The 22,818-nt window shown below is 64.9% G+C and carries 17 protein-coding genes; 6 read left to right on the top strand and 11 right to left on the bottom strand.

Annotation, left to right across the window (positions count from 1 at the left end; all coding sequences use genetic code 11):
* Positions 1–9 precede the first annotated feature (9 nt).
* The gene (gene zwf / locus BA190_RS21190; RefSeq protein ID WP_068291728.1) at positions 10–1,386 is read left to right on the top strand and encodes a glucose-6-phosphate dehydrogenase; all 1,377 of its coding nucleotides are present in this window, start codon (positions 10–12) and stop codon (positions 1,384–1,386) included.
* 165 nt (positions 1,387–1,551) lie between these two features.
* Here zwf and BA190_RS21185 read toward each other — a convergent pair whose 3' ends face one another.
* Both BA190_RS21185 and putA read right to left on the bottom strand, forming a co-directional pair.
* On the bottom strand, positions 1,552–2,364 hold the full coding sequence (locus tag BA190_RS21185; protein WP_156771627.1) for a hypothetical protein: 813 nt from the start codon (positions 2,362–2,364) through the stop codon (positions 1,552–1,554).
* 301 nt (positions 2,365–2,665) lie between these two features.
* Positions 2,666–6,376, bottom strand: a complete 3,711-nt coding sequence (gene putA, locus BA190_RS21180; RefSeq protein ID WP_156771626.1) for a trifunctional transcriptional regulator/proline dehydrogenase/L-glutamate gamma-semialdehyde dehydrogenase — start codon at positions 6,374–6,376, stop codon at positions 2,666–2,668.
* Between the two features lie 163 nt (positions 6,377–6,539).
* Here putA and BA190_RS21175 point away from each other — a divergent pair, with 163 nt between their 5' ends.
* Both BA190_RS21175 and BA190_RS36910 read left to right on the top strand, forming a co-directional pair.
* Positions 6,540–7,016: an Lrp/AsnC family transcriptional regulator gene (locus BA190_RS21175; protein ID WP_068291726.1), complete on the top strand. Its 477-nt coding sequence runs from the start codon at positions 6,540–6,542 to the stop codon at positions 7,014–7,016.
* A 576-nt stretch (positions 7,017–7,592) separates the two neighbouring features.
* Positions 7,593–9,791 (top strand): patatin-like phospholipase family protein, encoded by a 2,199-nt coding sequence (locus BA190_RS36910; protein WP_068291723.1) that lies wholly within the window; start codon positions 7,593–7,595, stop codon positions 9,789–9,791.
* A 27-nt stretch (positions 9,792–9,818) separates the two neighbouring features.
* On the opposite strand, the gene BA190_RS21165 is transcribed toward BA190_RS36910, so the two are convergent.
* Complete coding sequence (locus BA190_RS21165; protein ID WP_068291718.1) at positions 9,819–10,850, bottom strand: GlxA family transcriptional regulator; 1,032 nt, start codon at positions 10,848–10,850, stop codon at positions 9,819–9,821.
* 312 nt (positions 10,851–11,162) lie between these two features.
* Here BA190_RS21165 and BA190_RS21160 point away from each other — a divergent pair, with 312 nt between their 5' ends.
* Positions 11,163–13,106, top strand: a complete 1,944-nt coding sequence (locus tag BA190_RS21160; RefSeq protein ID WP_202908500.1) for a M1 family metallopeptidase — start codon at positions 11,163–11,165, stop codon at positions 13,104–13,106.
* An 88-nt stretch (positions 13,107–13,194) separates the two neighbouring features.
* On the opposite strand, the gene BA190_RS21155 is transcribed toward BA190_RS21160, so the two are convergent.
* A complete protein-coding gene (locus BA190_RS21155) occupies positions 13,195–14,358 on the bottom strand; it encodes a winged helix-turn-helix domain-containing protein (protein WP_068291717.1) in 1,164 nt (387 codons plus the stop codon).
* A gap of 232 nt (positions 14,359–14,590) precedes the next feature.
* On the bottom strand, positions 14,591–15,610 hold the full coding sequence (locus BA190_RS21150) for a zinc-dependent alcohol dehydrogenase family protein (RefSeq protein ID WP_068291715.1): 1,020 nt from the start codon (positions 15,608–15,610) through the stop codon (positions 14,591–14,593).
* 303 nt (positions 15,611–15,913) lie between these two features.
* Between BA190_RS21150 and xseA the strand changes: the two genes are divergently transcribed.
* Both xseA and BA190_RS21140 read left to right on the top strand, forming a co-directional pair.
* Complete coding sequence (gene xseA, locus BA190_RS21145; protein ID WP_068291714.1) at positions 15,914–17,491, top strand: exodeoxyribonuclease VII large subunit; 1,578 nt, start codon at positions 15,914–15,916, stop codon at positions 17,489–17,491.
* A 55-nt stretch (positions 17,492–17,546) separates the two neighbouring features.
* Complete coding sequence (locus tag BA190_RS21140; RefSeq protein ID WP_068291712.1) at positions 17,547–17,768, top strand: DUF2093 domain-containing protein; 222 nt, start codon at positions 17,547–17,549, stop codon at positions 17,766–17,768.
* Positions 17,769–17,885: 117 nt separating this feature from the next.
* Here BA190_RS21140 and lpxK read toward each other — a convergent pair whose 3' ends face one another.
* From lpxK to BA190_RS21110, 6 genes are all read right to left on the bottom strand, one after another.
* Positions 17,886–18,902, bottom strand: coding sequence for a tetraacyldisaccharide 4'-kinase (gene lpxK, locus BA190_RS21135; protein WP_245314873.1), 1,017 nt, complete (start codon positions 18,900–18,902; stop codon positions 17,886–17,888).
* Positions 18,899–20,179: a 3-deoxy-D-manno-octulosonic acid transferase gene (locus BA190_RS21130; protein ID WP_068291711.1), complete on the bottom strand. Its 1,281-nt coding sequence runs from the start codon at positions 20,177–20,179 to the stop codon at positions 18,899–18,901. The genes lpxK and BA190_RS21130 overlap by 4 nt, the downstream gene beginning before the upstream one ends.
* Positions 20,176–20,880, bottom strand: coding sequence for a lysophospholipid acyltransferase family protein (locus BA190_RS21125; RefSeq protein WP_082979931.1), 705 nt, complete (start codon positions 20,878–20,880; stop codon positions 20,176–20,178). Before BA190_RS21125 ends, BA190_RS21130 begins: the two co-directional genes overlap by 4 nt.
* Positions 20,881–20,886: 6 nt before the next feature.
* The gene (locus tag BA190_RS21120) at positions 20,887–21,132 is read right to left on the bottom strand and encodes a DUF4170 domain-containing protein (protein WP_068291710.1); all 246 of its coding nucleotides are present in this window, start codon (positions 21,130–21,132) and stop codon (positions 20,887–20,889) included.
* Positions 21,133–21,250: 118 nt separating this feature from the next.
* Positions 21,251–22,069, bottom strand: a complete 819-nt coding sequence (locus BA190_RS21115) for a 3'(2'),5'-bisphosphate nucleotidase CysQ (RefSeq protein ID WP_082979930.1) — start codon at positions 22,067–22,069, stop codon at positions 21,251–21,253.
* A 77-nt stretch (positions 22,070–22,146) separates the two neighbouring features.
* On the bottom strand, positions 22,147–22,665 hold the full coding sequence (locus tag BA190_RS21110; RefSeq protein WP_068291952.1) for a GNAT family N-acetyltransferase: 519 nt from the start codon (positions 22,663–22,665) through the stop codon (positions 22,147–22,149).
* Between the last annotated feature and the right edge of the window lie 153 nt (positions 22,666–22,818).

Below are 22,818 nucleotides of genomic sequence, written 5' to 3'. Positions count from 1 at the left end.
GAAGACATCATGCCGGCACCGCATTCCGACGCTTTCGTTCTCTTCGGCGCCACGGGTGATCTCGCCTTCAAGCAGATCTTTCCTGCTCTTTACGCCATGGTCCGGCGCAACGCCCTCTCTGTCCCGGTAATCGGCGTCGCCTTCGATCCCTGGGACGTGGAGAAGCTGCGCGCCCGGGCCCGCGAGAGCACGGTGAAGGCCTATGGCGATGCCTTCGACGAGAGCGTATTCGCCAGGTTTTCCAATCTTCTGGGTTACGTCAGCGGCGACTATCGCAGCCCCGAGACCTTTGCCAAGCTGAAGGCGGCGCTGGGCCAGGCGAGCCGCCCGCTGCATTACCTCGCCATCCCGCCGAGCCTGTTCGAGACGGTGGCTGAGGGCCTGCAGGAATCGGGCTGCGCCGCCAATGCCAGGCTGATGGTGGAAAAGCCTTTCGGGCATGACGAGGCCTCCGCCAAGGAGCTCAATGCCGTCCTGCATCGCTTCTTCGACGAGAGCGCCATCTTCCGCATCGACCACTATGTCGGCAAGGAAGCCATCCAGAACCTGCTCTATTTCCGCTTCGCCAATGCCTTCCTCGAACCGGTCTGGAACCGCAATTTCGTCGAGAGCATCCAGATCACCATGGCCGAGAACTTCGGCGTGCAGGGCCGCGGCAAGTTCTATGACGAGGTCGGCACTATCAGAGACGTGATCCAGAACCATCTCGTCAACGTGCTGATCCTGCTCGCCATGGAGCCGCCGGCCGGCCGGCTCGAGGACGACCTGATCGAGGAGAAGGTCAAGATCTTCAAGGCGATCCGCACGCTGACGCCCAAGGACGTGGTACGCGGCCAGTTCGTCGGCTATCATGACGAGCCCGGCGTGGCACCGAATTCCAGCGTGGAGACCTTCGCCGCCGTCAGGATGTTCGTCGACAGCTGGCGCTGGGCCGACGTGCCCTTTTATATCCGGGCCGGCAAGAACCTGCCGGTGCGCTGCACCGAAGTCGTGGTCCGGTTCCGCAAGCCGCCGCACGACGTCTTCGCCGAAAAGCTGCAGGGGCCTTCCAACGAGCTTAGGTTCCGCATCAATCCGCAGATCACCATCGGGCTCGGCTCACGCATCAAGGCGCCCGGCGAGAACCTGGTCGGCGAGCCGGTCGAACTCGTGGCCGTCGACGACGGTACCGGCGACCTCGCCCCTTATGAGCGCCTGATCGGCGATGCCATGGAAGGCGACAACGCCCTGTTCACCCGGCAGGATGCCGCCGAAATCGCCTGGCGCATCTTCGATCCCGTCATCGGCAATGTCGTGCCCGTCACTCCCTACCAGCCCGGCACCTGGGGCCCGGCGACCATGGCGGGCTTCGAGCCGCCCTTCGGCTGGGTCGACCCGACGGTGTGAGGGGCCGCCCATGAAGGGCGACACTGAGCTTTGTCATGCCCGGTCTTGACCCGGGCATCCATTGCAACGCCCGGCGCGATGGCGAGAAAAGACCGGGATTGCCGGGTCAAGCCCGGCAATGACAACGGTCGCGCGAGTTCAAGCCCGCTTGCGCCGGCCGAAGCCTCAGTTGCACTTCACGTCATAGTCCGACACCGAGGGGTAGTCGTTGTCGCCCGCCGTGGTGACAGACAGCGTGCCCGCCTCGCCGCGATAATTGTAGCTGCAATAGCCGAGGCCGGTGCCCGAGCAGCTCTCCGCCTCGATCACGCCGAGCTTGACGAGATCGGCGACGCGGCTGTCGGTGCGGTCCTGCTCGCTCGACGGCACCGGTTCCCAGCCATTGGCTTTCAGCGCCGCACGCGCCTTGTCGATCGGCATGTTGTTGATGTTGGGCACCTTGGCGCGGCCGCCGCAGACGCCGTCACTGGCTGCCACGGGGTTGAACTCGAACTTATAGTCGTCGATCGAGCGGATATCGCCGAGCGGCGTGGCGAGATAGTCGCCATCGATGACACGCACCCCGCCCCCTTCGAGAGCCTGGACGCTACCCAGCGATTGCTTGGAGCCCTTTTCGGCATAGAGCAGGGCAACCAGTTTGCTGCCGTCGAAGATACCGACATTGCCGTCATTGACGAGACAGGTGCCGCTGGTGCCCGGCTCGAACCCGCCGGCGAAGCTGACGGCGCGCAGGGAGGTCCCCAGCTTGGCCTCACCCGTCACGGCCCAGCCACGCCCCGCCACAACGCGGCCAGCCTCCGAGCTCGGCTTGACGGTCAGATGGCTGCACTCGTCCAGCCCTTCCACGGTCCCCGGCGCGCGCGGCAGCGTGGTGAGAAGGCGGAATGCCACGCCCTTGACCTCGCTGCTGGTGGAGGGCGGCTCGTCCCCCATCCCCATTGCCGCGGCCAAAGCCGGAGCCGCCGAGGCACCCACCATCAACACGCCTGCCAAGGATGCGGCGAGAAACGACCGCCCCTTCCGCTTATCCGCTTCAGCTCGCCGTCCGTCCGTCATCATCGTCTCCACCATGGCCGATTCAGGGGACCGGCGCAGGCGCCAAGATATCGGCATGTCACGACAAGACAATCGCCATGGCGCGAAGTTTCAAGCTCCGTTGGGGATAGAGGTTTCGCAGGGAACACGGCAGTGTTCGTTCGCGGCCAGAGGGGCGCAAATGCCTTCTCCCCTTGCGGGAGAAGGCTGGTTGCACCTTTTACGGCATGGTCGTGATGCGGGACTACCCGATGGTCATCAAGCTGGCATTGCCGCCGGCGGCCGTGGTGTTGATGGAGGTGGAGACCTCTTCCAGGAGCCAGTTGAGGCAATAGGCGTCCGCCTTCCCCGCCAGTTCCTGCGAGGAGGCCGCCTGGACCAGGACGAGCGGGCCCGGCAAGGCGGCGATGGCCTTGTTCGCCTCCTGGATCTCATCCGGGCTTCCTTCGACCAGGGCTCCCGCGAACGGCCCCGATTTCTTCCAATCCTTGCTCCAGCTCACCCGCGCCGCCACGCTGACGGGCAGGGTCTTGAGCACGGGCTGCAGGCCGGTGGCGGCATCGATCACCACACTGTTGCCGGTGGCGAGTGCCGCCGTGAGCTGCCGATGCAGGCCGATCTCGGTCTGCGGCACCAGCAGGATCTGGCCGCGCGGATGCAGGGCGTAGAGGTTGCGCTCGCCGACGGGGCCGGTCAGCTCGATCTCCAGGCCGAGAGCGGAGTCGCCGCCGATTTCCCGCGCGTCCTGGGCCAGATTGTTCATGCCGCGCTGGCCCAGCCATTTAGCGAAATCCGTCAGCACCGGATCGGTATGGACGGAGCTGTGCCGCGGAGGGATCGGCGGCGTATCGACCAGGCGCCCGAGATAGAGCGGCCCGCCAGCCTTGGGGCCAGTGCCGGACAGGCCGCGCCCGCCGAAGGGCTGCACCCCGACGACCGCGCCGATGGTGTTGCGGTTGATATAGACATTGCCTGTTTTCACCAGGCTGGTGACATGGGCGATGGTCTCGTCGAGGCGGGTATGCAGGCCGAAGGTGAGGCCATAGCCGGTGGCATTGATCTGATCGATCAGGCGCTCCAGATCGTCGCGACGATAGCGCACCACATGCAGCACCGGACCGAAGACCTCGCGCGTGAGATCGGCCAGTTCGTTGATCTCGATGATGGTGGGCGCCACGAAGGTGCCGCCCTGCGTCGCCTCGCCGAGGGCCACCTGCTCGACCTTGCGGCCGCGGTCGCGCATCGCTTCGACATGGCCCTCGATGGTTGCCTTGGCCTCGGCCGTGATCACGGGGCCGATATCGACCTTCAAACTGTCGGTCGAGCCGATACGCAGCTCCTTCAGCGCGCCCTTGAGCATGGCGAGCGTGCGGTCGGCAACATCCTCCTGCAGGCAGAGCACGCGCAGGGCCGAGCAACGCTGCCCGGCGCTGTCGAAGGCCGAGGCGATCACGTCGAACACCACCTGTTCGGCCAGGGCCGAGGAATCGACGATCATGGCGTTCTGGCCGCCGGTCTCGGCAATCAGCGGGATCGGCTTGCCGTTGGAGCCAAGGCGGGTGGCGAGCTGAGCCTGGATCAGGCGTGCCACCTCGGTCGAGCCGGTGAACATCACGCCCGCGGTCTCGGGAGCGGCAACCAGCGCCGCGCCGACCCTGCCGTCGCCCGGCAGGAGTTGCAGGGCATCGGCAGGGACGCCTGCCTCATGCAGGATGCGCACGGCCTGGGCCGCGATCAGCGGAGTCTCTTCCGCCGGCTTGGCGAGCACGGCATTGCCCGCCACCAAAGCCGCGGCAACCTGACCCGAAAAGATCGCCAGCGGGAAATTCCAAGGGCTGATGCAGACGACCGGGCCGAGCGGCCTGTGGGAGACACCGAGGGTGCGGCGGGCCTGGTCGGCGTAATAGCGCAGGAAATCGATGGCCTCGCGCACTTCGGCAATGGCGTTCGGCATGGACTTGCCCGCCTCGCGCATGATCAGGCCGAGCAGCACCGGCATCTCGCTCTGCATGATGTCGGCGGCGCGCTCCAGGCAAACGGCCCGTTCGACGGGCGTCCAGCGTGACCAGCCCTGCATCGCCTTCTGGGCGTTCGCCATCGCCGTCGCGACATCGGCCTCGGTGGCCTCGGTCACCCTGCCGACGACGTCGCCATGGTCGCCTGGATTGAGCACGGGCCGGCTCTCCCCGGCACTCTTGATGCCGGCGAGTTGCGGCTCCGACGTCCAGGCCCGGCCGGCGCTCTCCTTGAGGATGGCGGCGATCTCGGCCAAAGTCGTCTCGTTGGAGAGGTCGAGCCCGGCGGAATTGGCCCGCTCGTCATAGAGTTCGGCCGGCAGGGAGATCTGGTCGTGCCGCGCGCCGACCACCGCCATCGAGCGCACCGCCTCGGCCGGATCGGCGATCAGTTCATCGACGGAGACGGTGGGATCGCCGATGCGGTTGACGAAGGAGGAATTCGCGCCGTTCTCGAGCAGGCGACGCACGAGATAGGCGAGCAGCGTCTCATGCGTGCCGACCGGCGCGTAGATACGGGCCGGGCGGCGCAGCTTGTGCGCCCCGACCACCTCGTCATAGAGCGGCTCGCCCATGCCGTGCAGGCACTGGAACTCGTATTGGCCGATTTTGAAGTCGGGGCCGGCCAGGTGATAGATGGTGGCGAGCGACTGGGCGTTGTGCGTGGCAAATTGCGGGAAGACGGCGTCGGTGGCCTCGAGCAGCTTGCGCGCGCAGGCGATGTAGGAGACGTCGGTGTGGACCTTCCGGGTGAAGACAGGAAAGTCGGCGAGGCCGTCGACCTGCGCCCGCTTGATCTCGGCATCCCAATAGGCGCCCTTGACCAGACGCACCATGATGCGGTGCCCGGTGCGGCGGGCCAGATCGATGATGAAATCGAGCACGAAGGGGCAGCGCTTGCCATAGGCCTGCACCACGAAGCCGATGCCGTCCCATCCCGTGAGATCCGGGTCTTCACACAGGCTTTCGAGCAGGTCGAGCGAGAGCTCCAGCCTGTCGGCCTCCTCGGCGTCGATGTTGAGACCGATGTCGTACTGCTTGGCGATCGCGGCCAGCGCCTTCACCTTGGGCAGCAATTCCGCCATCACCCGTTCAGCCTGGGCACGCACATAGCGCGGATGCAGCGCGGAAAGCTTGATGGAGATGCCGGGCCCCTCATAGATGCCGCGGCCTGCCGAAGCGCGGCCGATGGCGTGGATGGCGGTCTCGTAGTCCTTGTAATAACGCTCGGCATCGGCGGCGGTGGTCGCCGCCTCGCCCAGCATGTCATAGGAATAGCGAAAACCTCTTTCCTCCAGCGGCCGGGCGCGCTTGAGGGCTTCGGCGATGGTCTCGCCGGTGACGAACTGCTCACCCATCATGCGCATCGCCATGTCGACGCCGCGCCGGATCACCGGTTCGCCGCAGCGGGCGATCAGCCGGGTCAGCGCCGCCGACAGGCCGCGGTCATTGACGGTGTTCGAGAGTTTGCCTGTAACCACCAGGCCCCAGGTCGCGGCGTTGACGAAGAGCGAGCGCCCGCCGCCGACATGGGAGCGCCAGTCGCCATCGGCGATCTTATCGCGGATCAAGGCATCGCGGGTCGCCATATCGGGGATGCGCAGCAGGGCCTCGGCGAGGCACATCAGCGCCACGCCTTCCTGGCTAGAGAGGGAATATTCATGCACCAGTGCTTCGACGCCGCCACCCCGGCGCTTGGCGCGCAGCGTCTCGATCAGCTTGCGGCCCGTGGCGCTGATCGCCTCCCGCGTTCCCGCCGGCATGTCAGCCTGTTCCAGCAGCGCCGCCACGCATTCCTCCTCGGACCGGCGATAGGCCGCCGTGATCGCCTGGCGCAGCGGCGTCTGCGGCCGGATCGGCGGCGCAAAATCGGCAAAGGGCGTGGTGGCTGGCAGGGGATCTTGCAAGGAACCTTGGCTGAGTGCGGCAGATGTCGTCATGGCGGTCTCGCTCTTGAAAACGTCACGTGCCATTGGCCCGGATTGGCGATGATAGCTCGCGTCGCAGCGATCACATAGCACGCCCGGAATTTGCATTTCTGCCAAGATTATGCCCATTCATAGGCATTATTTCTTATGTTTAGGCCTGAGGCAGGAATATTGGATGGCAAAGGTAGCAGAAACAGGAAATCTGGATAGTTTCGACCGGAAGATCATCGATGCATTGGTCGAGAACGGCCGCATGTCCATCACTGAACTGTCTGAAAAGATTGGACTTTCCAAGACGCCCTGTCATCAGCGCCTGAAGCGTTTGATCGACGAGGGCTATATCCGTGGCTTCCGCGCCATTCTCGACTCCAGCAAGATGGGCCTGGACCATATCGCCTATACCGAAGTGAAGCTTTCGGACACGCGCGAGGCTGCGCTGAAGGCCTTCAACGCGGCCGTGTTCAAGATCCCGGAAGTCGAGGAATGCCACATGATCGCAAGCTCCTACGACTATCTCCTCAAAGTGCGGACCGCCAATATACGCCGCTACCGCCAAGTGCTGGGCGAGCGTATCTCCAGCCTGCCCCATGTCGCCAACACCTCCACCTTCGTGGTGATGGAATCGGTCAAGGACACCGACCTGGTGCCCTGAACCGTGCGCGACTGCGCTTTTTCAGAGCATTACGCGAACGCGACGACGGCAGCGCAAGCTGGCTGACGACCACGCGTGGGGAGCCGCCGCGTGAACCGTCCGTGACATCGTCCTTCCGCCGAGATTGCAGAGCCTTGAATTCCGCCCGAGTCTGGCAAAGATTTTCCGGTACGCGACCATCTTCGAACGAACTGCCTGTCCCCAACCCGGATGGAGGGACCAGTGGCCGAACCGGAAGACCGAGGGACCGAAGCGCAAGGCGGCGCCGAGCCTGGCAGCGAGCACTTTCGACGGCTCCAGGCCGAAGTGGCAGCCCGTCCTCCCATTGCCAAATTGGCGAACGATCCGCTGCCCACGGCCACTCGAAGAGGCCTGGAGCGTATTGCGGAAGACGATCCCCTTCGCCTCGTTCTCGACAAGGAATATCAAGCCATACTCGGCCGGCGCAAACAGCCTTCGCAGCCCCCTTCCGGGTCGGATTGGCCCTCAGACCCCGGTCCGCCATGGCAAGGCCCCCCGCCGCTGGGCATGCCAGCGCCGCCCACACCTCCCCCGCGCGATCCAAACGCGCCCACGGTGCCCCCAGACGAAAAGCGCGAACTCGTCGGGCTGGCCCTGTCCGGCGGCGGCGTGCGGTCCGCAGCCTTCGCGCTCGGCGTCGTGCAGGCCGTCACCTCCAACCGCCTTCTGAAACGGATAGACTACCTGTCGACGGTATCGGGCGGCGGCTTCACCGGCAGCGCTCTGACCTCGACCCTGACGCGCAGCAATGGCGAGTGCCTCCTTGCCAGCGCGCTCTCTCCCGTGACACCGGCGCCCCAGGAGATCGCAGACACCAAGGTGGTCGGACGCATCCGCGACTATTCCAACTACCTCATTCCCAACGGCCTGCCCGACGTCTTCCGGTCCGCCACGGTCGTCCTGCGCGGTATCGCCGCCAATGGACTCATCGTGCTGACGGCACTGTTCCTCCTTGCCGCCATTACGGTGTTCTTCAATCCCAGTGCGCTCGAACTCGACAGTCTGCACATCTTTGGCTGGCGGCTGCCGCTTGGAAAGCCTGCGCATCTCCTACCCAGTCTCGTCGCGGCTGGCGTGTTGTTCCTGGCCTATGCGATATGGGCGATCAACCGTTCGCAAATCAGCCAAAGAGGCGCACCCGAGCGACGGGTCGCGCCCGTCTGGCTCCTGGGCGCAACACTCGCCGTCTTCGCGCTCGACTTCCAGCGCCTAGCCCTGCAGATTCTGTTCGAACATCAAGGCTTCGGCGCCCTGACGACCTGGATCCAGTCGATCCTTGTGCCGATCGCAGCCGCCGTCACCTTGTTCTACGACAAGCTGGTCCCGCTACTCGACCGTGCCAAAGTCGCCGGCAGCCTAAGCGCCATCATCGGCCGTGTCGCCGGCAAGGCCGTGGTGTGGGTGGCCGCCCTGGTCCTGCCTTTGCTGCTGTGGCTGCTCTATCTTGACTTCTGCTATTGGGGCATGACCGGCCTGTCGCTGCATGAGCCGACGCTGAACCGGCCGGCATGGCTGTCCTGGCTCGCCGGCTGGCTGGCAGTGGCGGGCCGCTACGACACCGCCATCGTTTACGGCGCGCTGGGCCTGTTCGGCCTCATCGGCGTCTCGCGCCTGCGCGGAAACGCCAATTCGCTTCACCAACTTTATCGCGACCGTATCGGCAAGGCCTTCCTGTTCGATCCGCGGAGCCCCGATTTTCCGCCGGACGACACCCGGAAGGTGAGCAGCCTCGACCCGGTCTACGCGCCCTATCACCTGATCAACGCCACGGTGAACCTGCAGGGTTCGCACTACCTCAACAAGAGAGGCCGTGATGCGGATTTCTTCATCTTCTCGCCCCTGTACACCGGTAGTGCGGCCACCGGATATGCCAGCATGCAGCAACTGGAGCGGAGCGAGATATCACTGGACCTCGCGCGTGCGATCGCCATTTCGGGGGCGGCAGTTTCCTCCAACATGGGCGCCAACTCCATCCGCCCGCTAACCTTCACGCTTGCGCTTCTCAATGCCCGCCTCGGTTATTGGCTGACCAATCCCTATAAGCTCACCGCATCGCCCCCCTCTCTTCATGGCTGGCAGCGCCTCAAGGGCTGGTTCAACCGGCAGGGCTGGCTTTATCTCGGAGCGGAGATCTTCGGCTTGCTGTCGGAGAAGATGGACTCGATCTATCTGACCGACGGCGGCCACATCGACAATCTGGGTATCTATGAACTGCTGCGTCGGCGCTGCCGGGTGATCATTCTGGCCGACGCCGAAGCCGATGCCGGCATGACCTTCGGTTCTTTCGTGAGGCTGCAGCGCTATGCCCGCATCGATCTGGGCATTCGGATTTCACTGCCCTGGCAGGCTATCGCCACCACCACGCGCAGCCATATGGGCGCCAATGCCGGCACCGGCGATTGCAGAAGCGGGCCTCATGCCGCGCTCGGGACCATCGACTACGGCGACGGCTACAAGGGTTGCCTGCTCTATCTCAAATCCTCGCTCAGCGGCGACGAGAATGACTACATCCGCGACTACGGCCGGCGCTATGGGGCTTTCCCCCATGAGACCACGGGCGACCAGTTCTTCTCGGAAGAACAGTTCGAGGCCTATCGCGCCTTGGGCTTTCATATCGCCAACGGTGTATTCCAGGGCAGCGACGCCGTCTGCCTGGACGACTCCATATCGCCCTTGCCCAATACCCCGATGGAAAGCCTGCGGACCAGCCAAAGGGACCTTGCCCGCCTGTTCAGATATGTGATGGGGCTATAGCCGCGGCGATACGAACTCGCGCCGACGTCAAGCCTGAACCATCCCGTTCTGCCGCTCCAGCCACTCCTTGCGGAATTCGCTCGGCGTCGTCGTAAAGCGCTGGCGGAAGCGCCGGCTAAAGTGGGCCGAATCCGAGAAGCCGCACTCGATGGCGATCTTGGCGAAGGACTTGTTGGAGGTCTCGACCATATGCCGGGCGAGCGACAGCCGCATCTCCATGAAAGCCGCGCGCGGCGAGGTGGCGAGCGCGCTTTCGAAATGGCGCTCGAGCCGACGCTTGGTGATCCCCAGATGCCGGGCGATCTGGCCGACGGAGAGCGGCGCATCGAGGCTTTGCTGCACCAGCAGCAGCGCCTTCCTGACGAAGGGGTCCGAGGTGTTGAAATCGAGCGTCGGGCTCGGCTGCGGCGCCTCGCCGACCTCCGCGCCGTTGATCATCATGATGTGAAGGCTCTTGGTCGCGGCGGCCTTGCCAAGATGCCGCTCGACCAGGAAGGCGGCCAGATGGGCTGCGCTGGCACCACCCGGGCAGGTGAGGCGGTCACGATCGACGATGAAGATCTGGTCGGAGACCGGCTGGAGGCCATCGAACTGCTCCAGGAAATCGGTATGGTGGAACCAGCTCACGCAGCAGCGATAGCCGTCCATCAGCCCGGCATGGTGCAGGATGAAGGCACCGGTGCACACGCCGACGAGCGGCACCTTCGCCGCCGCAGCCCGCTGGAGATAGCGTGAATAGGCGGGGCCGAGCCTGGGGACCTCGTCGATCAGCCCGCCCACCACCACGATATAGTCGAACTTGCCGGGATCCCCGAGCCGCTCGGAGGGAGCGACCACCACGCCGCTGCTGGAGGCGATCGGGTTCATGGTATCGGACAGCACGCTCCATTCGAAACGGATCGGCCGGCTGCGGTCGCCTTCATCAGCCGCCAGGCGCAGCACGTCGACGAAATTGGCAAAGGCGTTCAGGGTGAAGTGCCGGGCCAGGATGAAGCCGACGGACAGGCGCGGCGCCTGCTTTTCCGACCGGGGCGGCTTCCTTGTTTCCGCTTCGCTCAAGCGATGCCTCCCTGTGCCGGGCCGTCGCACTTATAATACCCGATCGACGCAATCATTCTATTCGCGCCGACGAGGGGCGGCAAGATGCCGGGATCGGGCTGTCGTCCGACCGGTGCAATTCTGTTGCACCGGTCATACAAGCCATGGCGAGGAAAGCATTCATACTCTAAGAAGAGATCGGAGATTACCGATTGGGATGGAGGGGACAGTCCATCGACAGCAGGTATTTCCATGAATATGGTAGAAACATACCGATACTTCTTGCGCCGTAGACCGCGCCCCGCGCGTCTTTTTCCGATCGTATTCCTCGGCTTGGCCGCGACGCCTGCCCTGGCACAGTATCAGCCTCGGGAAACCTTTGCACCGCGCCCCCTGACGCAGGCTGTCAATGCCTATCGCTCTGCCGATGGCCTGCCCGGTCCGCAATATTGGCAGAACAAGGCCGACTATCAGATCCACGCCACGCTCCAACCCGACCAGCCCGCCATCAGCGGCGACGAGGTCATCACCTATACCAACAATAGCCCCGACCGGTTGAGCGAGCTCTGGCTGCAGCTCGACCAGAACATCTACAAAACCGACAGCCGCAGCGGCTTTGCCAATGGCAAGGCGCGCGACGGCACCACGGACGGTTTCGTGCTCGACAGCGTCTCGATCGGCTCCCGCAAGGCAGCATCGATTTCCTATACCGTCAGCGACACCCGCATGCGCATCGCCTTGCCGACACCGCTGGCCGCCAAGGGCGGGCAGGTCAAGCTCCATATCCGCTATCACTTCACCATTCCCGGTGAATGGGGCGGACGCATGGGTTGGGGCAAGGCCAAGGCTGGCCCCGTCTACGAGATCGCCCAATGGTATCCGCGCATGGCCGTCTATGACGACATCCGTGGCTGGGACACGCTGCCTTATCTCGCCCAGGAGTTTTATCTCGAATACGGCAATTTCGATTATTGGGTGACGGCGCCGAGCGCCATGCTGGTCGCGGGCTCGGGCGAACTGGTGAACCCGCAGGAAGTGCTGACCTCCGAGCAGCAGGGCAGGCTCAAGAAGGCCCGCGCCAGCGACAAGACCGTGACGATCCGCAGCGTGCCGGAGATCGACGATCCCAAATCACGCCCGAAGAAGGACGGCACGCTGACCTGGCACTATCAGATGAAGAACAGCCGCGATGCTGTTTTCGCCGCCTCGGCGGCCTTTGCCTGGGACGCGGCGCGCATCAACCTACCGGCCGGCAAGTCGGCTCTGGCCATGTCCTTCTACCCGGCCGAGAGCCAGGGCGCGGAGCGCTGGGGCCGCTCGACCGAATATCTGAAGGACGCGGTCGAGCGCTTCTCGGCCCGCTGGTATCCCTATCCCTGGCCGGTCGCGGTCAATATCGCCGGCCCCGACGATCTCGCCGGCATGGAATATCCCGGCCTGCTCTTCGACGGCATCGGCGACAAGACCAAGGATTTGTTCTGGGTCACCGCCCATGAGATCGGCCACACCTGGTTCCCGATGGTCGTCGGCTTCGACGAGCGTCGCGACGCCTGGATGGACGAAGGCTTCAACACCTTCATCGACGTCTATGAATCGGACGATTTCAACCACGGCGAATATGCGCCGAAACGCGATGTCGAATATGCCCCGGGCGGCGGCAATCCCGTCGACGAGATCATCGAGGTATTGAAGGACCGCGAGGCGCCGCCGATCCTCTCGCGCGCCGACACGGTGATCGAGAAATACCGCCACCCCGTGACCTATTTCAAATCGGCGCTCGGCCTCGTCCTGCTGCGTGAGCAGATCCTCGGGCCGGAGCGCTTCGACGCCGCCTTCCGTCAGTTCACCGCCGCCTGGGCCTTCAAGCATCCCAAGCCGGACGATTTCTTCCGGGCGATGGAAAGCAGCGCCGGTGAGGACCTCTCCTGGTGGTGGCGCGGCTGGTACGACAACAACTGGACGCTCGACCTCGCCATCGACAAGATCGCACCGGCGACCGACGAGAAGGACAAGGACAGCAAGGCCAAGGAGCCGAAGGGCACCGCCATCACCATCGGCAGCCATGACAAGCTGGTCATGCCGGTGACCCTGCGAGTCGACTTCGCCGACGGCGGCCATCGCGACTATCGCCTGCCCGCCGAAAGCTGGATCCGGCAGGCCGCGACGACCATCGTCGTCGAGCCCGGCAAGAAAGTGGTGCAGGCCACGCTCGATCCTGACCACAAGCTCCCCGACCAGAACCGAGACAACGACAAGCTGCGCGCCGACACCAAATAGCGCGCCGTTCTGCCGTGCCCGTGAAAGGGCACGGCAATTTCCGGATTTTTCTGGGATCGCAGGCAGAGTCGCCCTCACGATTCCGGCTTCACTCCGCCAGCTGGAAGGCCTCGAAACGCCCCAACGCTTCCTCGATCGCCGGCTTGTGCGCGGCGCCATCGCCCTCACCCACCCAGTTCCATTGCTGGATCAGCATCTTGCCGGCAGCGCGGTCCGTCTTCAGATCGATGGCCGCCACGATGTCCTCGCCCACCAGAACCGGCAGGGCGAAATAGCCGAAAACCCGTTTTTCCTTCGGTACATAGGCCTCGAAGCGGTGATCATAGTCGAAGAAGAGCTTCAGGCGCTTGCGCTGGATCACCAGGGGGTCGAAGGGTGAGAGAATATGCACGAGTTCGGTGGGCGGCGCCTCGGCGGCACTGGCGAGCGTCTCGGGCGTTGCCCAATGCTCGGTCTTGCCCGCACCCTCCACCTCGACGGCAACGAGTTGCTTACGCCGCATCCGGCTTTCGAGGCGCTCGCGCACCGCGCCCTTGCGGCCGGCATCGAGATGGCAGATCGAATCGAGGCTGACGAGGCCCTGCGCGCGCAGCGCCCGGTCGATGACATAGTCGAGCCGCTGGCGCTCGGTGGCCGGCTTGGGCCTGAGGTCGCGCTGCTCGGCCCAGCCGAAATGGCGCTCCATCAGCTCATAGCTCTTGAGCATGCCCACGCGTGCACTGATGGTGAGCATACCGGTATAGAAGGCAAGCTGGAGGGCTTTCTTGGAAGGCTTGCGGCTGGCCCAGGGATGGGTCTTCTCCACCAGCACGTCATCGTCGATGTCGCGGATGGAGAGGGCCCCGCCTTTGCGGATCAAGGTCATCACCTTGCGCAGGTCCGCCTTCGACACGCTCTCGAACCAGCCATTGGGCTTGTCGAGATAGGCCTTCATGTCGGGCAGGAAGTAGCGCAGATCCGCCGTGGGAATATAGGACAGCGCATGCGTCCAATATTCGAACACCGATTTGTCGGCGCTCTGCGCCTGCACGAGATGGTCACGCCGATAGTCGGGAATGCGCGTCCACAGGATGTGATGATGGCTGCGCTCGATCACGTTGATGGTGTCGATCTGCACATAGCCCAGATGCGCCGTCGCAGCGGGGGTGGCCTGCGGTCCGTCGCCGAAGGGGGAGAGACTGTCGAGGCGCTGGGCCCGGAGCCAGATGCGCCGGGCCTGTGTCTTGTCGATGAAAGGCGGTTTACGGGGCATGGAAGCTTCATTTCAAAGCGGAGCGGCTGGGACCGCGGACGTCCCGTCCGCTCTTGGAAACGTCGCGCTCTCGGGAAGGAAAGAGCGGACGTGGCCGCCACATTGAACGAAATTCAACGTGGCTGTCGTCCGCGGTCCCAGCCTTCATCCCCAACAAGATAGGTTTTCCCGGCCGAGTCGCCAGCCCCGCGCCACCATTTTGTTCACGAAACGTTTACGGTCCGACAGCCCGTCAGGGCACGTAGAGGATCTTGACCTCGCCTGGTCCGGCCGGCCTTGCGATGATGGCGGGGACCTCCTCCAGCCTGACCTCGCGCGAGATCAGCTCATCGAGCTTGAGGGCACCGCTGGCCACCAGTTCGGCCGCCCGCCGATGCGTGAAGGGGTTGATGAAGGAACCGAACACCTTCAGTTCGCGGAACAGGATGTCGAAGGGCTCGACCGCCACCTTCTCGCCTTGCGCCATCACGCCGAGGATCACCACCGTGCCGCCGGGACGGGCGAGCTGGAAGGACTGCTCCACCGTCTGCGCCACGCCGGCGCATTCGATCACCACGTCGGCACCGCCGGGCAGCAGGCCGTCGGGACCGGTGACGTTGGCGATGAAGTCACCCTGCGTCGGATCGATGCTGGCGGTGGCGCCCACGCGCTCCGCCAGCTCGCGCTTGACGGCCTGGCGGGTGGAGAGAACCACGCGCGACGCGCCGGCGAGCCTGGCCAGTTGCACCGTGATCAGCCCGATCACGCCGCCGCCGAGCACGATCACCGAGGACCCGGCCTGGATATTGGCGATGTCGATGCCGTGCAGGCAGCAGGCGATCGGCTCGCAGAAGGCGCCATGGCTGGCCTTCAGCGACAGAGGCAGTTCATGGGCCTGCTGCTGCGGCACGATCACATAGTCGGCCAGCCCCCCGTCGCGGTGGATGCCGATAGCGGTGAGATTGCGGCACAGATTGATCCGCCCGTTCTGGCAGTGCACGCAACGCCCGCACACGATATTGGGATCGCCCGTCACCCGCATGCCGGCACGAAAGCCCTGCACATCAGGGCCAACCTCCTCGACGATGCCGCAAAATTCGTGGCCCAGGGTCACCGGCGGCTTGGAGGGGAACTCGCCCTTGAGGAGATGGCGGTCCGTGCCGCAAATGCCGGAGGCCTCGACCCGCACCAGGAGATCCCCCGGCCCGGGCTTGGGTCTGTCCACATCCTTGAGAAAAAGCTCTCCCACCGTGTCGAGCCGCACCGCCTTCATCGTTGCCTCCGCTTGTCGTCTTGATTGTTCATACAATTCTAGGCCGGATTCGTGCCGGCTGGATAGTAGCCACCGACATTTCCCTGAAGCGCCGACAGGAAGCCCATAAGCGTCAACTTAGCGAGTGAAGGCGCCCGAAACGCGGTCTGCCGATCTCCAGATCGGCATTTTCCTATCGGCAAGTGCGACGTTTCCAAGACGGTCGATCTGGAGATCGACCCTCCAAATCCGCATTGTCCGGTTCAGTCGGCACCTAAGGGCAGGATGTCCACGCTTCCAAGCATGTTGGTATAAGATGCCGCCATGCCCGACATATCCCCTGATTCTCAGCCCTCCAATGCTCCCGAATGGTCCGTCTCCGAGCTCTCCGGCGCCCTCAAGCGTACGGTGGAGGATGCTTTCGGCTATGTGCGCGTGCGGGGCGAGATTTCGGGCTATCGCGGCCCGGTGGCGTCGGGACACGCCTATTTCGCCCTCAAGGACGAAGGCGCCAAGATCGATGCGGTGATCTGGAAGGGCAATCTCGCCCGGCTGCGCCAGCGCCCCGAGGAAGGCATGGAGGTGATCGCCCACGGCCGGCTGACCACCTTCCCCGGCAAGTCCTCCTACCAGATCATCATCGACCGGCTCGAGCCGGCCGGCCTCGGCGCGCTGATGGCGCTCCTGGAGGAGCGCCGCCGCAAGCTCGCCGCCGAGGGCCTGTTCGACGAGGGGCGCAAGCGTTCCCTGCCCTTCCTGCCGCGCGTGATCGGCGTGGTCACCTCGCCCACGGGCGCGGTGATCCGCGACATCCTGCATCGCATCACCGACCGTTTTCCGCGCCGGGTCATCGTCTGGCCGGTGCGGGTGCAGGGCGAGACCTCGGCCGCCGAGATCGCCAATGCCATCGCCGGCTTCGACGCCCTGCCGGCGGGCGGCGCCATCCCACGCCCGGACGTGTTGATCGTCGCGCGCGGCGGCGGCAGCCTCGAAGACCTGTGGTCGTTCAACGAGGAAATCGTGGTGCGCGCCGCCGCGGCATGCTCGATCCCGCTGATCTCGGCCGTGGGACACGAGACCGACTGGACCTTGATCGACCATGTCGCCGACCGCCGGGCCCCGACGCCGACGGGCGCCGCCGAGATGGCGGTGCCGGTCAGGGCCGACCTCTTCGCCAACCTGCACGACCTCGGTGCCCGCCTCACCGGCCATGCGCTACGCATGATCGAGCGCCGGCGCCAGGACCTGCGCAATCTCGGCCGGGCCCTGCCCAGCGGCGAGGCCCTGCTCGCGACGCCGCGCCAAAAACTCGACCTTGCCGCCGGCCGCCTGGTGCATGCGCTCACGCTCAACACCCGCCGCCACCACCAGCGCTACGATGCCCTCACCCGCCGGCTGCTGACGCAGAGCCCGGCAAATCGCCTCGATCGCAGCCGCGACCGCTTCCAGGCCGTCGCCGAGCGCCTGGAAGCCTCCGCGCGCATCGCCCTCGCCCGCAAGCGCGAGGCCTTCGCCGGCCGTGCCGCGCAACTCACGCCGCTGCTGCTGTCCCGTCGCAGCGAAGCCGGGCGCGAGCGCCTGCAAACGCTCGCCGGACGCCTGCTGCAGGCCGCCGCCGCGCGCACGTCAGCCCAGCGCGAAAGGCTCGATCGGTTTGCCGTGCTGCTGGACGCCTATTCCTATCAAAGCGTGCTGCAGCGCGGCTTTGCCCTGGTGCGCGACGAGCAGGGCCGCCCCGTGCGCAACGTCGCGGCAGCGCAGGCGGCCGCAAGCCTTGACCTGCAATTCGTCGATGGCCATTTCGTCGTGGGCAATGGCAATCCGCCGCCGACAGCAGGTCCGACAAAAGCCAGATCGAAGAGCGAAAAGCCCGGCCCCCAACCGAGCCTATTCGACGATTAGAATTGGCTCTGTTATAGTTTTACCAAATTCTTCCAACACACAGGCCAGCGCCTCCATGAACCGTCACGAAAGCCGCATGACTCTACCCGGCGAAGCACAGGTCCAGTACCTCGATTCCGATTTCCGTATTCTCAAGCCTGGCAATTATGTGCGTTGCGCCGTGACCGGCACGCATATCCCGATCGACGAATTGCGCTACTGGAACGTCGACCGCCAGGAAGCCTATGCCAGCCGCGAGGCCGTGCTGGAGCGGCTGAAGGAGCTTGGAGAGATCTGAAGGGGCGCGCGGGAAGCACCGCGGCTGGGACCGCGGACGTCCCGTCCGCTCTTGGAAACGCTGCGCTTGCTGGGAAGGAAGATGCGGACGGGACGTCCGCGGTCCCAACTACAGCGCTTACCCCGCCAGGCGGAAGCGTTTCACCAGGAAGTCGTGCATCGCTTCCGCATCGTCGAAGGAAAGCTGGATCGGCACGGTCTGGCTGATCGAGGCGAGGCCGATACGCGCAGGGCCTCCCGTGAGGCGCGTCATATCCTTGGTCGTCGTCACCGGAATGAGCTTGGCCGCCTGCGCCCGCGCCGCGACCCTGGCGGCTTCTTCCTCGCTGAAGGCATGGTGATCGGCGAAAACCTCCGTCGCGGCGATGATGGCCCCCATATCGGCCAAGGTCTTGAAGAATTTCTCGGGACGGCCGATGCCGGCAAAGGCCAGCACCCGCTTGCCGCGCAGAGACGGGGCTTGCGGATCAAGGCCGATACGGGCCCGGAAGACGGCGACACTCGAACCGCGGGCGAAATCATAGACAGCGGTGCCGGCGTCGCCCGGCCCGATCACCACCACCGCCGAGGCAAAGCCGATCTGGTCATGGATATCGGCCCGCAACGGGCCGGCGGGAAAGGCCAGGCCGTTGCCGATGCCCGTCTCGCCGTCGACGGCGATGATCGAGCAATCCTTGGTGAGAGAGGGGTTCTGGAAGCCGTCATCCATGATGACGATGCTGGCACCCTGCTCGATGGCCAGCGCCGCGCCGGCCGGCCGGTCGACGGACTTCACCGTCAGCGCCTTGCGCGCCAGTAGCAGCGCCTCGTCGCCCACCTTGTCGGCAGCGTCGTCGGGCTTGACCACCAGCGGTCCCTTCTCGCTGCCGCCATAGCCACGGGTGAGGAAGGCCGGGCGCTGGCCCGCGGCGATCAGGATATCGGCAACCGCCAGCGCCAGCGGCGTCTTGCCGGCACCGCCAAGCGTGAAATTCCCGATGCAGACCACGGGAACACCGGCCCGGCTGCCCGGCTGGCGCATGCGCGCCGCGACCTTGCCGCCATAGAAACGAGACAGCGGCATGAGCAGGCGGGCCGGCCAGCCACGAGGCCGATACCAGAAGGCCGGCGCCTTCAGGCTCATGCGCACGCTCATGGCCGCCTTGCTCCGAGGGGCAGCAAGGCGGCAAGCGTGCGCTCCAGTGCCCCGGTCAATGCCGCGATCGCCCTGGCGCCGCCGGCTGCGACGCGCTCGACCTCTGCCGGCTCGGACAGCAGCCGCGCGACGGCACCGGATAACTCGGCTGGGCTGTGCACGACCACGGCGCCCCCCATGCCATCGAGCGCGCCATAAGCCTCGACGAAATTCTGGATATGGGGTCCATGCAGCACCGCTCCGCCAAGCTTGACCGGCTCGATCGGATTCTGCCCTCCCTTGCCCAGCAGCGACTTGCCCATGAACACGATACGGGCAAGGCGATAGAACACGCCCATTTCGCCGACCGTGTCGGCGACATAGACATCGTGCTGCGCTTCCAGGGCAGTGCCCCGTGAGCGGAGGGCAACGTTCAATCCCTTTTCCCGCAAGGCCGCGGCGATTGCCTCGCCACGCTCGGGATGGCGCGGCACGATCAGCGTCAACAGGCCCGCAAAGCGCCCCTTCTGTGCGGCATGCACCTCGCCCGCCAGTGCTTCCTCGCCCTCATGCGTCACCGCTGCGAGCCAAAGCGGGCGATCCGCCACCGCTTGCTGCAGGCCCTCAAGTATACCCGGATAGGCGGGCGGCAGCGGCGCGTCGAATTTGAGATTGCCGGTGACGATGACGCGCGGCGCCCCGAGCGAGGCAAAGCGCCGGCCGTCATCCTCGCTCTGGGCAGCGATGAGATCGAAGCTGCCCAGCAAGGCGGCGCTTGTACGCGGCAGGCGGCACCAGCGCGCAAAGGAACGCGGCGACATCCGCCCGTTGACCAGCGCCAAGGGGATGTCGGCCGCGTTGATCTCGGCGATCATCCCCGGCCAGAGCTCCGATTCCAGGAAACAGACGAGATCCGGCCGCCAGTGATCGAGGAAACGCCTGACATAGGCTGATATGTCGAGCGGTACGAACTGATGGATCGCCCCGGCCGGCAGGCGCTCGGCCATCAGGGCCGCCGAGGTGACGGTACCCGTCGTCATCAGGATGCGATAGCCTTCGCCCGCCAGGCGCGTCGCCAGCGGAAGCAGAGTGATGGCTTCTCCGACGCTGGCGCCGTGCAGCCAGGCCAGCCGCCCCTCGGGCCGAGGCCGGCCGGCAATGCCGAGGCGTTCGGACCGGCGTGAAGCATCCTCCTTGCCACGGCGCTGGCGCTTGTCCAGCAGCAGGCCGGCGAACGGGCGAAAGCAGCTCGTCGCCAGCCGGTAGGCCTTGAGGCTGAGGGGAAGCACTGTGCTCACGTGCCTGCCTTCACGAAGGTGCGCCCGACCATGGCATAGGCCGTGCGATGCGCCGCATCGAGGGCGTTCTCGACCTCAAGGCGCTTCTCCTCCATCAACGCCTTATCGGCATCTTCGGGCACATGCACGAGATCGCCGACCACGAAGGCGCCACGCGAAAAGGGCATGTTGATCACGGCCTTGTCCCAGGTGGAGAGCTGGATCATGTTCGAGGTCGCCACCGCAACCGGCACGATCGGTCGCCCCGACAATCGCGCAAGCGTGACGATGCCGAGCCCGGCCACGCCGCCGGTGCGCGGCACGTCTGCCGTCACGCCGACCGACTGGCCGTCCTTCAGGGTCGCCACCAGTTCGCGCAGGGCCGCGGGACCGCCCTTGTGGTGCTGGCGCTGGGGCCTGCCGCCCGAGCCGCGCACCAGGCCGAGCCCCAGACGCGTCACCGCAACCGCATTGATCTCGCCATCGCCATGGCGCGAGATCAGGATGCGGAACTCGTGGCCCTCGCGGCGCATGAAGGGCACCAGGAAATGCTGCCCGTGCCACATCGCCACGATATAGGGATACTGATCGCGAATGGGCCCGTAGAGATCGGCCGGACTGTCGGCAAAGCGGCTGGTGCCATGCACGAGTTTCAGCCATGCGGCGAGGCCCTCGCCGATGGCCTTCTGCACGAAGTGGGATCGGCCGATATTCTTGATCATGCAGGATTACGAGCGTTTCGTCGTGTCGGTCGTCGGATCAAGCAGACGATGCAGATGCACGATGAAATAGCGCATCTGGGCATTGTCGACGCTCGCCTGGGCCTTGGCCTTCCAGGCCGCTTGGGCGCTGGCATAATTGGGGTAGATGCCGACGATGTCGAGGCCCTGAAGATCCTTGAACTCCACGCCTTCGATCGAGCTCAACTCGCCGCCAAAGACCAGATGCAGCAATTGTTTCTGAGGTTCGCTCATCCCATGCTCCTATGGCGTCTTCAAGAATAACTGACAGATTTCCAGATCAAGAAAACGCGTTAAAACAAAGAGTTAGAGCAAAATGGCGATTCAGGGAAAAGTCATTTTGCTCTAAAATTCAAATCATGCCCTCGAACAGGGCAACCAAAGCGCCCTGGCGCTCGCGCCCGGCCATGACGAGCGGCCGGTGCACGGGGTCGGGGCGGTTATAGACGATGTCCTTGCCGGCCACGGTGGTGAGAAGCCCACCGGCCTCGCTGAGAATGATGTCGGCCGCCGCGATGTCCCAATCATGGGAGGATCCCGAAGCGAAAGCACCGTCGACGCTCCCCTCCGCCACCATGGCGATGCGCAGCGCCAGCGATGACATCGACGAGGCCCGCTCGACCCGAGGCAGGGTGCGCTGGGCCAGATCGAACATCGGCTTGGGCCCGGCAAGCGTGCGGATCGAAGCAAGAGCGCCCTGCCTGGCCCTCAGCGCGACGCCATTCTTGAAGGCACCCAGGCCATGGCCGCCCGTATAGAGATCGCCATTGCTGGGACGAAAGAGCACCCCTGCCAGCGGCCGCCCGGCTTCAACCAGCGCAGCCGAGATCACCCATTCGCCATTGCCGGCGATAAAGCCGCGCGTGCCGTCGATGGGATCGACTACCCAGACCTGCTGCTTGTCCAGACGCTCGTCCGTGTCGACGGCCTCCTCGGACAGCCAGCCGATCGCGCCGGACAGGCCGCGCAGCCGCTTGGCCAGATGGGCATCGATGGCAAGGTCCGCCTCGGTGACGGGCGACTTGTCGGCCTTGTCGAAGACGCGGGCACCCTCGCGCGCAAAGCCGAGCCCGATATCGCCCGCTTCCCTGACAGCCTCGATCAGCAGAGGCAACGCCTCGCCCGCACTCAACCCCCGGGCCATACGCCCTGCCCCATCCTTCTCGATCATGGCTCGGATTTAGGCGAGCAGGCCAGCACGTGCAAGCGAGAACCATGGGTTCGGAGCGGTTGGCCGTATAAGACGTATCAGCGGCGTCGCCGCGGCACGTGATAAATCACCGCGGTATATTTCCTGTCGCGCCGCTCTGCTGCCGGGATTCCACCCAGACCCTCGGCAATCCGACGGCTCGCCAGATTCGCCTCTGCGACGGGATATTCGAAATAGCGCACGGCCGGATCCTCGGATGCCCAGTCGGCAATCGCTGCGACAGCCTCACGGCCATAGCCGCGCCCATGTTCGTCTTCCCGGATCCAGATGCCGAGTTCCGGCGTCCTGCTCCCGGCCCGATGAAGCCCGACCAGACCGAGGAACAGTCCGTCCCGTCGGCGGACGACGAAAATATGGTCGCTGCCGACCTCGGCCAAGGTCTCCCAATTGCGCCAAATCGAGGCAAAGGCCTCGCGTGACGGCAAAGGCTCCCATGCCATGAAACGCGTCAGGCTCGGCGTGATGCAGGCGAAGATCTCGTCGGCGTCATCCGGTGTGAAAGACCTGAGCAGAAGACGGTCGCTGACAAGGCCGGCGGGCGGTGGATCAAGGGACACATTGTTCTCCGCTCGCGAAATTGCGGCCTGCCGGTGGGCGGGAACCATGCCGTTTTGGGTGGTCTCAAATTTGAGACCACCCGACGATGCAGGCAATCGACAACGGCGATAATGTGCCTTTGGAAAGATTCGTCCAAGACCGCTGCCTTGATT

The organism is Labrys sp. WJW, from assembly GCF_001676615.1.
Lineage (GTDB): Bacteria > Pseudomonadota > Alphaproteobacteria > Rhizobiales > Labraceae > Labrys > Labrys sedimenti.
The sequence above is the reverse complement of the archived record's forward strand: the minus strand, read 5'-3'. Positions and strand labels throughout refer to the sequence as shown.